The organism is Bacteroidota bacterium (assembly GCA_008933805.1).
Taxonomy (GTDB): domain Bacteria; phylum Bacteroidota; class Bacteroidia; order UBA8524; family UBA8524; genus SB11.
This window is the reverse complement of sequence record WBUH01000001.1, coordinates 310,155-326,393: the sequence shown is the minus strand read 5'-3', so window position 1 is coordinate 326,393 and position 16,239 is coordinate 310,155. Positions and strand designations below refer to the sequence as shown.

The window sequence follows — 16,239 nt, the reverse complement described above, 5'->3', positions numbered from 1 at the left end:
TAACCTCATGGCAGGAAATTCATTAGGCGTATTATTCCGTATTACCACCTTTGGCGAGTCGCACGGCGAAGCGGTGGGCGCTGTTATTGACGGTTGCCCACCCCAACTTGAGGTGGATATTGATTTTATTAACGCGGAAATGGCACGCCGTCGTCCGGGGCAATCAGCCCTTACTACCCAAAGGAACGAAAGCGATGAAGTGCAAATTCTAAGCGGAGTCTTTAACGGTAAAACCACCGGCGCACCCATTGCCATTGTTATCCCTAATAAAGACCAACGCAGCGGCGATTACGAAGCCATGAAGGATGTTTTCCGCCCTTCTCACGCCGATTATACCTACGAAGCAAAATACGGCATCCGTGATTACCGTGGCGGCGGGCGTTCATCTGCAAGGGCAACGGCTGCGGTTGTGTCCGCCGGTGCTTTTGCAAAGCTGTTGCTAAAACAACACAACATAGCCATACAGGCGTTTGTGAACCAAGTGGGCACGGTTGAAACTCCACTTGCCTATACTGAACTGGATTTATCACTTACTGAAACTAATCCTGTACGATGCCCGCACCCTGAAACAGCCGCTAAAATGATTGCACTGATTGAGGAGGCAAAAGCAGAGGGTGATAGTTTGGGCGGTTGCATTACTTGTGTGGTGAAAGGCGTACCCGCAGGATTGGGCGAACCTGTTTTTGATAAACTGCAAGCCGACCTTGCCAAAGCCATGCTCACTATAAATGCTACTAAGGGATTTGAATACGGCAGCGGCTTTGATGGCACTAAACTAAAAGGCAGTGAACACAACGACAGTTTTATTACCGATAACGGCAAAGTGGCTACCACTACCAACCACAGCGGAGGCATACAAGGCGGCATAAGCAACGGTATGGATATTTATTGCAAAGTGGCTTTTAAACCCACTGCCACTATTGCTAAAAATCAAAAAACGGTAGACAATGCAGGCCAAGAAGTAGACTTAGCTGCTAAAGGTCGCCACGACCCTTGTGTATTACCCCGCGCCGTACCCATTGTAGAAGCAATGGCTGCCCTTGTATTGGCCGACCATTGGTTGAGAATCAAATAACTATAGTAATTCCTTCAAATTAGATTATTATCTAAAAAGGCCTATTTTTGGCCGTTTACTAAACCTATACATCCATGTTTAAAAAACTTCCCTTGCACACAAAAATCCTTATAGGGTTGGTATTGGGTATTGTTTGGGGCGTTATAGCCGCCAACTTAGGCTGGGCGCAAGCCAATAGCTGGTACGTAGCTCCGTTGGGTAAAATATTTGTAAACCTGCTAAAGCTGATAGCCATTCCTATGATTATCACCTCGCTGGTAGTGGGAGTTGCCAGTCTTAACGATATTAACAAACTGGGACGTATAGGTGGCCGTACCTTGGGTATATTTATCATCACCACCGTTTTTGCGGTTACAATAGGTTTAGTACTCGCTTCTATTATCCGTCCGGGCGACGCTTTGTCAGAAGAAACAAAAAACAACCTGATAAATTCTTATCAAAGTTCAGCAGCTAAAAAAACCGAAGCTGCCCAAACCCTTACACAGCAATCGCCTTTGCAACCGTTGGTTGATATTTTTCCTGAAAACCTCATTTCAGCAGCTTCAAACAACCAAATGATGCTTTCAATGGTAGTAATAGCCATCCTATTTGGAATTGCCACCATTTTAGTACCTGCCGAGAAATCTCAACCCTTGATTACCTTAATGAACAGTGCCAACGAGGTAACCCTGAAAGTGGTTGATATTATAATGCTGTTAGCACCCATCGGCGTTTTTGCGCTTATATCATCCGTTATTACCGATTTGGCAGGCAGCAACCCTGCCGAAGCCGTAAACCTTTTATTGGCTCTCGCACAATATTGCGGGGTGGTATTACTTGGCTTATTGTTACACGCCGCCTTAGTGTATATGTCAATGGTTAAGTTTATAGCTAAACTCAACCCCATTTGGTTCCTTAAAAAGATGCGCCCTGTGCATTTGCTGGCATTTAGTACCAGCAGCAGCAACGCAACCCTGCCCCTGAACATGGAAAACACCGAAAAAAACATGGGGGTACACGAGGAAATAACCAGTTTTGTACTGCCTTTGGGAGCTACTGTTAACATGGACGGTACCAGCCTTTACCAATCGGTAGCGGCCATCTTTATTGCACAAGTGTTTAATATCGATTTATCGTTTACCGACCAATTACTTATTATAGTTACTGCAACTTTAGCCTCAGTAGGCTCGGCAGGTGTGCCCGGTGCAGGTATGGTAATGTTGGCCATTGTACTTAACTCAGTAGGTATTCCTGTAGAAGGTATTGCCTTGATTATGGGGCCTGACCGTATTTTGGACATGTGCCGTACGGTAGTAAATGTAACCGGAGATACCACTGTAGCCACAGTAATAGCCCGTAACGAAGGTAAAATAGTTCCCGTCGAATAAATTTTTGCTTGACGTATCAACATTTAGAAAAAACACACAGTCTTTACATTTGTCATTTATCGGTAAAAAATTACCTTTGGCAGATTTCGGTAATACCCTAGTTCCTTCATAATTTGAGCAACACAAGAGAAATGAAACGTTATTTAGTAGTATTTGCAACCTTGTTCGCCTTTGGTGCAGCATTTGCACAACACCAACAAGAGCCCTGCATTACAGACCACATCACCACTGATTATCTTAAAAATAATCCCGCTGCACAACAGCTAAAAGACCAGTTTTACACCCAATACGAGCAGTATTTGCAAAATCCTGTTAATACCTCACGCAAAAGCGGTGCTAAACGTATTATCCCCGTTGTTTTTCACGTAATACATATGTATGGTGATGAAAACATCTCTAAAGCCCAAATTGAAGACCAGATAAGGATTTTGAACGAAGACTTCAACTATATGAATGCTGACAGGTCGAACATCCGTTCTCAGTTTTTAGACGATGCTGCCGATGCACAAATTGAATTCCGTTTGGCAACCATCGACCCTAACGGGAATTGTACCGATGGTATTACCCGTACCTATTCGACTTTAACAGTTGAAACCCGCGATGAGATAAAAAGCCTTATCCGTTGGGACAACAGAAAATACCTTAATATATGGGTGGTAAAATCAATCCGTTCACAAAACGGCGACCAAGGAACTACCTTGGGTTTTGCCTACCTGCCTTGGAGCTTGCCAAACACCAACAATGTTGACGGCGTAGTAATACGTGCTGATTATGTTGGAACCATAGGTACTAGTAGCGCCGCTAAAGCAGGCCGCACACTTACCCACGAGGTAGGCCACTACCTGGGTTTATTACACCCGTTTGAAAACGGTTGCGGTGCTAACTGCAACAGTTCAGGCGACAGGGTATGTGATACCCCTCCGGTAGCTTCTCCTTCTTTTGGTTGTAACAAATCAGCCAATACTTGCAGCAACGATAGCCCAAACGAAGTTGACCAAGTTGAAAACTTTATGGACTATGCCGATGGTAACTGCCAAAACATGTTTACCTGGGGACAAAAAACCATTATGGATTTGGTATTAAGCAATGCTTCGTACCGCCAAACCTTGGTTTCTGCCTCAAACCTTATTGCTACAGGTACAGATGTAATTAAAGCTCCATTGTGCAAGCCTGTTGCTGATTTTAACTCAGTAGCCCGTGTGGTATGCGCCGGTAACTCAATAATACTTAATGATGTTTCTTGGGGCGGTAAAGCTGCCAGCCGTGTTTGGACTATAACCGGCGGTACCCCGTCAAGTGCCACAGATTCAGCCGTAACCGTTACTTACAATGCAGCTGGTTCATACAATGTTACCCTGCAAGTAACTAACGCTACCGGACAATCATCAATAACCCGCCAAAATATAGTTGTGGTGATGCCTGCTACTGCTACTACTAAAGCCCCAACAATTGAAGGTTTTGAAGCAGCAACTTTCCCACCTACAGGTTGGACAAACAGCAGCAACGTAACAGCCAAATGGGAACGTACTGCGGTAGGTAGCGCAACAGGTAGTGCCAGCACAAGGGTTCTTATCAACTCTGCCACCGCTACTGATAATGTTTACACGCTTACATTACCCGCCGTTGATTTAAATACATCTACCACTACTACCCTTGATTTTAAAGTAGCTTACGCTCAACGTACCGGTGTAACCAGCGATCGTTTGCGCATACTATATTCAACTGATTGCGGTAATACCTGGTCATTCCTTTCACAGCGCACAGGCAGCACGCTAGCCTCAACCTCAACCAATTACAATGGCACTTCATACGTACCGGCAAGTGCGGCTGAATGGAGGTTGATTTCGCTACCACTAAGCAGCATCAGCGCAGGTATGCGTAAGAATGTAATCTTCAGTTTTGAAGCATACAGCAACGGTGGTAACAATATTTATTTGGATGATATTAATATAGGTGGTGCTGTAACTTCAGTAGAAACCTTCACCAAAGAAGAGTTGGGTATGAGCGTTCAACCTAACCCGTCTACTCAAACCAGCACATTATCATTCACTCTTCCCAATCCATCAACAGTGGATATGAAAGTGTATGATATAACAGGCAAACTGGTATATGATTTTGGTTCATCAGAGCTTGAAGCCGGCTTCCAACATTACCAAATAAACAAACTTGACAATAATTTAACCAACGGGATTTACTTTGTGAAACTGCTGGTAAACAATACTCTTTATACAGAAAAACTTGTGTTTGTGCAATAATATTGCACCACACAAAGTTGTAATTTCAATTATAAGTCTTTTCTTTGGCGGCTGGTAACCAAACAGCCGCCAAAGTTGTTTTATAAGGTATGGTGAAAAATTTAGTAATTGTAGAGTCTCCCGCAAAGGCAAAAACCATTGAGGGCTTTTTAGGAAAAGACTTTACTGTAAAGTCGTGCTTCGGGCATATTCGTGATTTAGCAAAAGACCATAACGGTGTTTTGATTGAGAAAAATTTTGAGCCTATTTATGAAGTGCCTGATGAGAAGAAGCAGGTAGTTGCAGAACTGAAGAAACTTGCGAAGGAAGCCGAAACGGTATGGTTAGCATCCGATGAGGACCGCGAGGGGGAAGCTATCTCTTGGCACTTGGCCGAAGTATTGAAGCTGGAAGAGAAACGCACCCGCCGCATTGTTTTTCACGAGATTACCAAAACCGCCATCCTTAATGCCATAGAAAAACCCCGCAACATCAATAAACACCTTGTTGATGCACAGCAAGCCCGCCGTGTGCTTGACCGTATTGTGGGTTTTGAAATATCACCCATCCTTTGGAAAAAAGTACGTCCGTCGTTATCGGCGGGACGTGTGCAATCGGTTGCTGTACGCTTGATAGTAGAACGTGAGCGCGAAATAATGGAGTTCAACTCTACGTTTGCCTACCGCGTAGTAGCAGAATTTACCGACCGCAATACCAAAAAAGTTTTTAAAGCCGAGCTGCCCCAACGTTTCAATACAAAACAAGAAGCTGAAAAGTTTCTTGAGCGTTGTAAAAATGCCACGTTTGAGGTTAAGAACATAGAAACTAAACCTTCTAAGCGTACTCCGGCAGCTCCTTTTACCACCAGTACCCTACAACAGGAGGCCAGCCGTAAGCTGGGCTTTAGCGTAGCACAAACCATGCGTGTAGCACAAAAGCTATACGAAAGTGGATTGATTACCTATATGCGTACCGACTCGGTAAACCTTTCTGATTTGGCGTTAAACACCGCCAAGCAAGAGATACAAAGTGCCTACGGCGATAACTTTGTACACACACGCAAATACCAAACTAAAACCAGCGGCGCACAAGAAGCGCACGAAGCGATACGTCCTACTTATTTCAACCGTCATACCATTGATGGTGAAAGTGCCGACCGTCGCTTATACGAATTGATTTGGAAACGAGCCATTGCCTCACAAATGAGCGATGCCCTGTTTGAAAGAACCACCGTTACCATTGGTATATCTACCACTTCTGAGACATTAGTGGCTCAGGGTGAAGTATTGAAGTTTGAGGGCTTTTTGAAAGTGTACCTTGAAGGTACTGACGATGAGCACGAAGACGAAGGCAATGCCATGTTGCCACCTTTGAAAAACGGGGACGTATTGGGTTTAAATGCACTTACCGCTACCCAAAAATTCAGCCGACCAGCCCCCCGATATACGGAAGCCAGTTTGGTAAAAAAACTGGAAGAGTTGGGCATCGGCCGTCCTTCTACCTACGCTCCTACTATCTCAACCATACAAAAACGTGAGTATGTAGTGAAAGAAGAGCGCGAAGGAAAAGAACGTCATTACGATGTAATTACGCTGGCCAATAACAATATTACCCACAAAACCCTTACAGAAATAACAGGGGCCGAAAAGGGTAAATTATTCCCAACGGACATAGGTATGTTGGTTACCGACTTTTTGCTTAAGCATTTTGACGGGATAATGGACTACCACTTTACTGCACAGGTAGAAGAGCAGTTTGACGAGATTGCACGCGGAATGAACGAGTGGACCAAGATGTTGGGCTCGTTTTATACACCGTTCCACAAAACCGTGGAGCAAACTACCACTGAAAGCGGCAAAGTAACCGGAGAACGCCATTTGGGCATACACCCTGAAAGCGGGAAACCTATTATAGTGCGCATGAGCCGTTTTGGTCCAGTGGCACAAATTGGTGAAGGAACTGACGAGGAAAAACCACAATATGCCAACCTACGCAAGGGGCAAATGCTTGAAACCATTACCCTTGATGATGCCCTTGAACTGTTTAAACTACCCCGCACCGTGGGCGTGTTTGAAGACAAGGAGATGAAGGTGAGCATAGGCAGGTTTGGCCCATATATATCACACAACAGCAAGTTTTACAGCATACCCAAAGGCGATGACCCTTACACGATTGATGCCGACCGTGCTGTAGAAATTATGCTGGCTAAGCGCAAAGCTGATGCTGAGAAACTGATAAAAGAGTTTCCATCGCATGAAATTCAAATTCTAAACGGACGTTGGGGTCCCTATTTTGCAAAAGGCAAAGACAATTACAAATTGCCAAAAGAACTGCAAAAAGACCCTAAAAGCATAACCCTGGAGCAATGTCTGGATATTATAGCTAAAACTCCTGCGGCACCTGCCAAAAGAGCTGCGGCTAATAAAAAGGCCACTGCTAAGCCTGCCGCACCCAAAAGTGGTGGAAAAAAAGCCGGCTCAACTGCTAAGAAAAAATCGAAATAGGTTTTTATTTGTGCCGTGATGATTACGGAACGTGAACTTGCGGCAATGCTATCTTTATTGGACGACACCGACGAGGAAGTAGTGAAGTCTGTAGAGGGGCATTTATTGTCGCTGGGAACCGATGCGGTAACCCTGCTGGAGAAGTATTGGGATTCTGATGCTGACCCGCGGGTGCAGGAAAAGGTAGAGCGATTGGTAAACATCATCCAGTTTGATGCGCTCAAAAACGAACTGATAGCTTGGAAAAACACACCCGACAAAGATCTTTTTGAAGGTTTTTACCTGATTACCCGCTACCAATACCCTAATCTTAACAAGCAAGAGCTGGACAATAAGCTCAATAAAATAAAGCTGGATGCCTGGCTGGAGTTGAAATATGACTTAACCGCGCTGGAAAAAGTGCGGATTCTTAATCATATTTTTTACGACGTGAACGTATTTAAAGGTGACACAGCCACTTACCATTCGCCGCAGAACTCGTTTATAAACACCGTGCTCGAACGTCGCAAAGGCAACCCTATATCATTAGCCATCATCTATTCTATCATCGCACAGCGGCTTAATATCCCGATTTTCGGGGTCAATTTACCGCAGCACTTCATATTGGCTTACATGGATAATTATCCCGACCAACCGTTGGAATATCACGAAGAGCCTCCCCGCCTCTCGCCTGAACTGTTTAGCGATGTGATGTTTTACATTAACCCGTTTAATAAAGGGTTGGTGTTTAGCAAATACAACGTGGATGAGTTTTTGCGTCAACTGCGTTTAGAGCCGTTGGACAGCTATTTCTTGCCCTGCTCAAACATTGAGATTATTAAACGTGTGGTACGCAACCTTGTAACTGCCTACACGCAAACCAACCAACGCGACAAGGTGGAGCAACTTGCCCAAATAATGGAAACCCTCGGCGGAAAAATCGACCTGGATGCCCCTGAAAACCCATCAGATTTGGGTGATGAGGAGTAAGTAAAACTTCTTTGGTTGTTGGCTTTTAGCTATTGGCTTATATACCTATTCTTTATAAAGCAAAGGAAATCTAGTATAATCGATTTACTGTCAAATTGAGCTCAGCGAAATTTCTTATCCCAACTGTGTCAACAAAGCTAAAACACATTTGTAATAAGATACTTCCTTCGTCAGCAGGACAGGTTTTTGTGAGCAATGCTTGCACCCCGTCATGTTGAACTTGTTTCAACAACGCATTACCGTTTCAAGATAAATTCCAGTGAGATCCTGAATCGAGTTCGGGATGACTGCCAGCCGCACCCTTCGACAAGCTCAGGAAATCCGTCGCGTAGCCGCTACTGTCAAATTGAGCTCAGCGAAATTTCTTATCCCAACTGTGTCAACAAAGCTAAAACACATTTGTAATAAGATACTTCCTTCGTCAGCAGGACAGGTTTTTGGATGTACTGCTTGCATCCCGTCATGTTGAACTTGTTTCAACATCGCATTACCGTTTCAAGATGAATTCCAGTGAGATCCCGAATCGAGTTCGGGATGACTGACTTCGTCAGAAAGACAAGGGATTAACTTAAATACTTACCAACAATAGGCATCCTGCGGCCACTGCCAAAGGCTTTGTTGGTTACCCGCAAAATAGGAGGAGTTTGGTAGCGTTTATACTCGTTGGTGTTTACCATTTTCAATACCCTTAGTACCAGTGCTTCGTCGTAGCCTTGCGCTATTATTTCAGCAGGCCCTAAACGGTCTTCTATATACAACGAGAGTATAGTATCCAACAAATCGTATTCAGGTAAGCTGTCAGTGTCTTTTTGGTCGGGGCGTAGCTCTGCGCTGGGGGCTTTGGTCAAAATATTATCGGGTATCACCTCCCCGTTTTTATTGATAAACCTTGCCAAATCGTACATCTGTGTTTTGTACACATCTCCTATCACACTAAGTCCGCCGCACATATCGCCGTACAAAGTACCATACCCCACTGCCAACTCGCTTTTATTACTGGTATTCAGCAGTATATAACCGTATTTGTTGCTTATTGCCATTAGCAATATGCCACGGCTACGGCTCTGTATATTCTCTTCGGTAATATTGAACGGCTGGCCTGCAAAAATATCCTTCAACGTATCGTTAAAGGCATCATAGGGTTTATTAATCGGGATAATATCGTACGGGTTACCTAAGTTTTTGCACAACTCCACAGCATCATCCACACTGCCTTGACTGCTGAACGGCGAGGGCATCAAAACTGCCCGCACATTCTCAGCACCCAACGCCCTTACAGCAAGTGCCTGTACCACAGCCGAGTCAATCCCGCCGCTGCTGCCCAGTATTGCTTTTGTAAACCCTGATTTTCTAAAATAATCCCGTATGCCTGTAACCAGTGCATCGTGCACCAGCTCTATACGTTCGGTAGGTAAAAAGCTATGGTCGTCGCCAATTTGGGTTAGCTGTCCGTTTTCAAAATCATACAGCTTAAACTCTTCATCAAAATAAGCCAATTCATCCACCACCGTTCCGTTGGGGTTAATGGCCATGCTGCCGCCGTCAAATACCAGCTCGGTTTGTGCGCCCACATGGTTCACATACAGCAACGGCAGTTTGTATTTCTGCACGTTCTCCAACAAAATGTTCTTGCGGGTTTCGATATGAAACTGCCCGAACGGAGACGCGGCAATGTTTACCATCAAACGGGGCTGTTGTTTATACAATTGGTCCATCGGCGATTGAGGGTACAATCTTTCGTTGCCAATGTTCCACAAATCCTCGCACACCGTAAGAGCGATATTTAAGCCTGCCACCTGTACGGTTTGAAAAAAGGTATTCGGCTCAAAATAGCGGTATTCGTCAAACACATCGTAAGTGGGCAGCAGGGTTTTATGTACAATGGTTTTCACTTCCCCGCCTTCCAATACGTATGCACTGTTGCGCAAGGGTTTGCCTGCAGCGGTGTTTCGCGAAGGGGCTCCTACAATGGCAGCAATCCCTTTGCACTCAGCCGCTATCAAATCAATGTGTTCTTCGCTTAAGCGTATAAAGTCATTAAACTCTAAAAAATCTTTCGGAGGGTACCCTGTAAGGCATAATTCAGAAAACACCACCAACGCAACACCTTGTGCTTTTGCTTGCTGTATGGTATCTATAATTTTGCGGGCGTTGTTATCAAAATTGCCTACGTGGTAGTTTAGCTGTGCCAGCGCTATCTTCATCTATATTCTCGCTAAATATAAAATCCCACCGGCAACGCCAATGGGATTTCAAAAATAAGCATATTAACGGGGCTTAGAACAACAAGCCCACGTTTATACCAAAATAGTTGTTGTAAGCCTTTGTGTTGGGAGCCGACATCACATTAAACAACCCTGCACTGTAGCGCAAACCGCCAAATACTACCGTGTTTTTTGATAGTGCATACTCATATCCTGCACCCACCAAGAACGGAACCCTTAAAAAACTTATATCGTCGTCTTCAACAACGCTGTTGTTAATATCAAAATCACCGTCTTTGTCGTTTACATCACGGTCTTCACTACCGCCTTGAGCATTGGTAAAAATGTCTTTGTTAAGATCCGCCCTGCCTCTCCACAAAATATTAAGCGCAAACCCCGCATCAAAATACACACGGCTATAGCCAAATTCGTCAGTACGAAGTTTTATCGTTAGAGGAATATCAATATAACGGGTTTTGTAGGTGTACTCTATATCGTTGAACGTAGTTATACCACCTTTTACCCTTAACGAATCGTACCCGATTTTACCGCCCATTTGAGTAAGGTGCAAACCGCCACAAAGGGCAACGTTTTCGCTAAGATTTTTCTCAACGGTAAGACCACCACTGAACCCCACGCGGGAACCCTCTGACGTAATATTTCGACTGTCAGGGCTCATCCAGCTAATCAAAGGCATCACCGATATTGAAAAACGGTACTCCTTATGATTGAACATACTAAAGTCGTTTGACTTGATGGGAGTAATACGTGTGCTGCTATCTTGGGCACGAGAATGCAAAATTGTAATAGCGAATAGGGTAAGCAAGACAAGTTTTTTCATATTTTTGGCGTTCTTTGAAACGTATGATTACAAATTTCTGTAAAAAACGACTATTTTCTATAACATCGGTCATTATATTATTGTTCGGGGCAACGGGCTGTAAAGAAAATCGTTTAAAAATTGATGTTTCTGAAGTAAAAGCCGAAGTAACTTTTAAACGATTTGATAAGGACTTGTTTGACATTGATACCAATGCCATGCAAGCAGCTTTTGCCAACCTCAGCAAAAAATACCCTGATTTTTTCCCGTCTTATTATTCCGAGATTATTTCATTAGGAAATTTTGACGACAGCACTGCCCCCGATAAACTAAAGCAGTTCATCAACTATCAACCTACACAGCAATTATTTTCAGTAATTGAAAAGAAATTTGTTTCGGTAGATGAATACAATACCCAAATAACCGAAGCATTTAAGCACGTAAAGCATTATTTTCCGGATGATACTTTGCCTGAAATTATTTATTTCCCGGGGAGATTAAACAACGGCTGCATTTATTACGGAAAACAAATTGCCGTAGGCTTGGATATGTATTTGGGTAAGGATTACCCCTACGAAAAAATGCCCCACCTTACCAATTATTTAATGGTGAAAATGCGCCCCGAATACCTGACCCGAAATGTAATAAATGCGTTGGGCTATTACCGATACGAACGCTTTTTAAAAGGCAAACGTTTTATCGACCAAATGATACACGAGGGTAAGTTAGCCTATTATATTGATGCCATGATGCCCGAAACACCTGACAGCATTAAACTGGCACTAAGCGGCGAAAATCTGAAATGGTGCAAGGATAACGAATGGCAAATTTGGGCACACTTTGTTGACCCTAAACTGAATGTATTGTACAACAACAACCCCGAAGTAATTATCCGTTATTTTGAGGAAGGGCCTTTTACCAATGCCGACGGAGTACCCAACGATGAAACCCGTTCATCGCCGCGTTTTGCCGTGTGGGTGGGAAGGGAAATTGTGCGCCGCTACATGGATAATAACCCTAAAATTACCCTTGCCGAATTAATGCGCGAAACCGACAGCGATAAAATATTGAAAGGCAGTAAATACCGCCCTTAATTTTTAATAATTGTTGTTTTCTTTAAAGCGATACCGGTTGCTTGCCCCAAAATAGGGCCGCCGGCCAGCATCAAGACTAAGTTAAGAAAGAACTGACTTAAATTACTTATTGATAATTTCATAGTGTAATTAATCGCTGAAAATGTCAGCACAGCTAATAACCATCCAATAATATTTGTTATCACCCAGTTTTGGGTGTTAGCAATATGCGTTTTTAGCAGATTTCGCTGCAATAGACCAACGGAAATACCGCCAAGTGCTACACTAATTAATATATAATAATCTCCTATTGATTGGCTACCGAAATGCGTTATAAAATCAAAAATTAAAAACGGGCTTACTAAACCCAAAGTGGTAACCCAAATCCAATTAAATCTAACGGGAATTTGCTTTCTCAAGGCCAGCCATTGCGCTAATCCCACTCCAAGCCCCATACCTAAGCCTACTATAAATTGCCAACCTTCAATATGTAAAGAATCAAACAATACCGATAGGGTTAACACCAGAACAATGCCCAAAACCCAGCCTGCAAAGTTCATCCATATCCATTTATTCATGGTAATCATAGTTTTACTATTCGTTGCTAAATTAAATCCGTTTAAGAGAAGCAGTTTGTAAACGAGACTCTATCTACCTCATAATCTGCATAAAATCATCCCAAAACGTTGGGTACGATTTTATTATTACTTGGGGATTATTGATTTTTATTTCGGATAAAACTATTGAAAAAACCGACAATGCCATTGCAAGCCTGTGGTCGTTGTACGTATCAAACTCAATCGTTTTACTGCTGTTTAACGCTTCTTTATCAGGGATTAACTGCCAATACTCGCCGTTTTGCTCAAACACCACCCCAACCTTTTTCAGTTCAGTGGCAAGAGCAGCGGTACGGTCGCTCTCTTTTATAGCAAGGCTTTCAAGCCCGTAAAAACGAGCCGGTATTCCCATTGCACCGCACAGCGCTATGAAAGTAGGGCCTAAATCGGGGCAATCGGTAAAATCGTACTCAAAATGATTAGTTACAGCTCCAACGTTTTTAATCAGTACTCCATTATTTGTAAACGCTGTAGTTACCCCAAACTCTTCCATTAAACGGGCTACCACACTATCCCCTTGCAAACTATCGGGCAATAATCCGTTTAGTTTAATTTCTGCACGGTTCGCAACGGCTGCCACTGCATACCAGTAAGATGCCGCCGACCAATCGCTTTCAACGGTAATTTTAGTAGACGTGTATTTCCCTTCGGGGATTGTTACCACATTCCCCATGAAAACTGCCCGTACACCGCATTGCTGCATCAGCCCTGCGGTAAGCGATATATAAGGTTTTGATGTTATTTTACCCTCCAATTTCAGGGTAAGCCCGTTTTTTAGGTAAGGGGCAATCATCATCAATGCCGAGATGTATTGACTGCTGATACCGGCATCTATGCGTATCTCACCGCCTTTTAGTTGTGTGCCGCTAATCAGCAAAGGCGGATATCCCTCGTTATGTAAATATTCAATATCAGCCCCTAATTCTTTTAGTTTTTCAACCAAAATACCAATGGGACGTTGGTGCATCCTTTCCGTGCCTTTTAGCATCCATTTTCCTTCGGTAATAGCAAAAAAAGCAGTTAAAAAACGCATTACGGTACCTGCATCGCGGCAGTCAATTTCTACTGTGGGAGTAGTATTAAAGGATAATTCACCCAAAATACTGTGCAACAAACGGGTATCATTGGCCTGTGAAAGATTATTAATGGTAATGACATTTGCGGCCAATGCATTCATCACCAATAAACGGTTGGCTATGCTTTTTGAAGCCGGCAAGTTTACAACTCCCCTTACTTCATCGTTGTTGATTGCAAGGGTTATTTGTTCCATTAAAAGAATTGTTTGTTAGATACTACACCCTCTCCTGCTCCCCCGCAGTTGTGAGAGAGAACTCCCGAAAAGGGTGTACCAGTAATTCGTTAAAACTTAATATCCAGTATTTTCATCAAATACTGCCCGTAACCGCTTTTCATCAAAGGGTCGGCAAGTTTTTGCATTTGGGCACGGTCTATAAAACCCATACGGTAGGCAATCTCTTCGGGGCAACCTATTTTAAGGCCTTGCCTTTCTTCAATCACCTGCACAAAAGTACCTGCCTGCATTAGAGAGTCAATGGTTCCGGTATCCAACCATGCCGTTCCCCTGTTCATAACGGCTACACTAAGTTTGCCGCGTTCAAGGTACACACGGTTAATGTCAGTAATTTCCAACTCGCCGCGCGATGAAGGCTTTAAATGCCTGGCTACATCTACTACGTGGTTATCGTAATAGTACAAGCCCGGAACTGCATAGTTTGATTTTGGATGTGCAGGTTTTTCCTCAATACTGATGGCGTTCATATCCTCGTCAAACTCAACTACGCCGTAGCGTTCAGGGTCGCTCACGTGGTAAGCAAACACAATACCGCCGTCGGGGTTGTTGCAGGCTTGCAAGGTTTTTGAGAAACCTGAACCGTAAAATATATTATCACCCAAAATAAGGGCTACTTTGTCTTTACCAATAAAATCGGCTCCAATGGTAAATGCTTGTGCAAGTCCTTTGGGTTCGGGTTGTTCGGCGTATTGAAATTCGCAACCGAATTGACTGCCGTCGCCCAATAGTTTTTTAAACAACGGCAAATCATGCGGGGTAGAGATGATAAGTATTTCACGAATACCCGACAACATTAGGGTTGTTAACGGGTAGTAAATCATGGGTTTATCATACACGGGCATCAATTGTTTACTGATGGCTATGGTAAGCGGGTGCAGCCTTGTGCCCGACCCTCCGGCAAGTATTATACCTTTCATAGTGCAATTATAATGAGTTTGCTGTTAATTGGTGATGATTAAAGGCTGTTATACCACTGCAATGCCTGTTTTATTTCGTCGGGGGTGCAGTAGTTATCTATCGACCCCATGCCTATGGTACGCAGCAGGGTGAAATTAATGCCCGCTTGGGTATTCTTTTTGTCTGCGCCCATTAGTTGCAACAGTTCGTCAAAGCTGCTTTCTTCAATTCTGGGTAAGGTGTAATGCTTTTTAATTCCCGCTACAACGCTTTGCAGTTCTTCGGCCAATAATCCTATTTTTTGTGAAAGATAGGCTTCGCACAGCATCCCCAATGCCACTGCTTCGCCATGTAGTAAGTCTTTGTTGTGTTTTAAAAACCACGATTCAACAGCGTGGCCGATGGTGTGGCCGAAATTGAGCAATTTACGGTTGCCGTTTTCGTGCATATCCTCCTCTACAATATGGTCTTTAATTTCAACGCTGGCGGTTATCCATGTTTTAAACCTGCGGGGATTAAACTCCTGCAACTCTCCCCAGTGGATGGCATCAGCAATCAGAGCGTGTTTCAGCATTTCGGCAAAACCCGCTTTTAGTTCACGTTCTGGCAGTGTTTGCAAAAACGGCGGGTGGATAAACACCCCCAACGGCTCTTTAAACACCCCGATGTAGTTTTTTAGTCCTTTGTAATCTACCCCCAACTTGCCTCCCACGCTGGCATCCACCATGGCAAGTAATGTGGTGGGTACGTTGATGAAATAAATGCCGCGCTGAAACAACGATGCACACAAACCGCCCATATCGCCCCCTACCCCGCCGCTAACGTTTATCAGCAAACTTTTACGGTTGGCGTGTTTGGCTATCAGGGCATCAAAAATCAGCTCGCAAGTGGTAAGGGTTTTATGCTGCTCACCTGCGGGGATAACGATGGTTTCAAAATCAAACCCTTGCAATAACGGCACACAGTGTTGCACCGTATTTTCATCGGCCAGCACAAATATGCCTTCAAAATCGCGCGAGTTAACAAAATTGGCGAGGTACTCGATACCGTTATCGCTTATTACAATGTGGTCGTTAATCAGTTGCATAGGGGTAGCTTTTTGGTTGCTGTAAAATACAGTTTTTGGATGTGAAAACAAATGAGGGTTGAACATTATTAGGAATGTTT

Annotated in this window: 12 protein-coding genes; 6 read left to right on the top strand and 6 right to left on the bottom strand. The window is 43.7% G+C overall.

What is annotated here, in order from left to right; all coding sequences use genetic code 11:
- Window positions 1-7: 7 nt before the first annotated feature.
- The 5 genes from aroC (at window position 8) to F9K23_01515 (ending at window position 8,149) form a co-directional block, all read left to right on the top strand.
- On the top strand, window positions 8-1,075 hold the full coding sequence (gene aroC / locus F9K23_01535; GenBank protein KAB2918849.1) for a chorismate synthase: 1,068 nt from the start codon (window positions 8-10) through the stop codon (window positions 1,073-1,075).
- Window positions 1,076-1,149: 74 nt separating this feature from the next.
- Window positions 1,150-2,442 carry a dicarboxylate/amino acid:cation symporter gene (locus tag F9K23_01530; GenBank protein KAB2918848.1) on the top strand — a complete coding sequence of 431 codons (1,293 nt, stop codon included), beginning with the start codon at window positions 1,150-1,152 and terminating at the stop codon, window positions 2,440-2,442.
- Window positions 2,443-2,573: 131 nt separating this feature from the next.
- Entirely contained in the window at window positions 2,574-4,697 is a 2,124-nt protein-coding gene (locus F9K23_01525; GenBank protein KAB2918847.1) for a T9SS type A sorting domain-containing protein, read from the top strand.
- An 89-nt stretch (window positions 4,698-4,786) separates the two neighbouring features.
- The gene (gene topA / locus F9K23_01520; GenBank protein ID KAB2918846.1) at window positions 4,787-7,180 is read left to right on the top strand and encodes a type I DNA topoisomerase; all 2,394 of its coding nucleotides are present in this window, start codon (window positions 4,787-4,789) and stop codon (window positions 7,178-7,180) included.
- A gap of 18 nt (window positions 7,181-7,198) precedes the next feature.
- On the top strand, window positions 7,199-8,149 hold the full coding sequence (locus tag F9K23_01515) for a hypothetical protein (protein ID KAB2918845.1): 951 nt from the start codon (window positions 7,199-7,201) through the stop codon (window positions 8,147-8,149).
- Window positions 8,150-8,712: 563 nt separating this feature from the next.
- On the opposite strand, the gene F9K23_01510 is transcribed toward F9K23_01515, so the two are convergent.
- The gene (locus F9K23_01510) at window positions 8,713-10,353 is read right to left on the bottom strand and encodes an NAD+ synthase (protein ID KAB2918844.1); all 1,641 of its coding nucleotides are present in this window, start codon (window positions 10,351-10,353) and stop codon (window positions 8,713-8,715) included.
- Window positions 10,354-10,426: 73 nt separating this feature from the next.
- The gene (locus tag F9K23_01505; GenBank protein KAB2918843.1) at window positions 10,427-11,194 is read right to left on the bottom strand and encodes a PorT family protein; all 768 of its coding nucleotides are present in this window, start codon (window positions 11,192-11,194) and stop codon (window positions 10,427-10,429) included.
- A 23-nt stretch (window positions 11,195-11,217) separates the two neighbouring features.
- Here F9K23_01505 and F9K23_01500 point away from each other — a divergent pair, with 23 nt between their 5' ends.
- Window positions 11,218-12,267: a hypothetical protein gene (locus F9K23_01500; GenBank protein KAB2918842.1), complete on the top strand. Its 1,050-nt coding sequence runs from the start codon at window positions 11,218-11,220 to the stop codon at window positions 12,265-12,267.
- Here the strand turns inward: F9K23_01500 and F9K23_01495 are convergent.
- From F9K23_01495 to aroB, 4 genes are all read right to left on the bottom strand, one after another.
- Window positions 12,264-12,824, bottom strand: a complete 561-nt coding sequence (locus F9K23_01495; GenBank protein KAB2918841.1) for a hypothetical protein — start codon at window positions 12,822-12,824, stop codon at window positions 12,264-12,266. The two genes, F9K23_01500 and F9K23_01495, sit on opposite strands and share 4 nt — an antisense overlap.
- Window positions 12,825-12,897: 73 nt before the next feature.
- Window positions 12,898-14,133 (bottom strand): 3-phosphoshikimate 1-carboxyvinyltransferase, encoded by a 1,236-nt coding sequence (aroA, locus tag F9K23_01490; GenBank protein KAB2918840.1) that lies wholly within the window; start codon window positions 14,131-14,133, stop codon window positions 12,898-12,900.
- A gap of 89 nt (window positions 14,134-14,222) precedes the next feature.
- A complete protein-coding gene (rfbA, locus tag F9K23_01485; protein ID KAB2918839.1) occupies window positions 14,223-15,092 on the bottom strand; it encodes a glucose-1-phosphate thymidylyltransferase RfbA in 870 nt (289 codons plus the stop codon).
- A 38-nt stretch (window positions 15,093-15,130) separates the two neighbouring features.
- Window positions 15,131-16,159, bottom strand: a complete 1,029-nt coding sequence (aroB, locus tag F9K23_01480) for a 3-dehydroquinate synthase (GenBank protein KAB2918838.1) — start codon at window positions 16,157-16,159, stop codon at window positions 15,131-15,133.
- Between the last annotated feature and the right edge of the window lie 80 nt (window positions 16,160-16,239).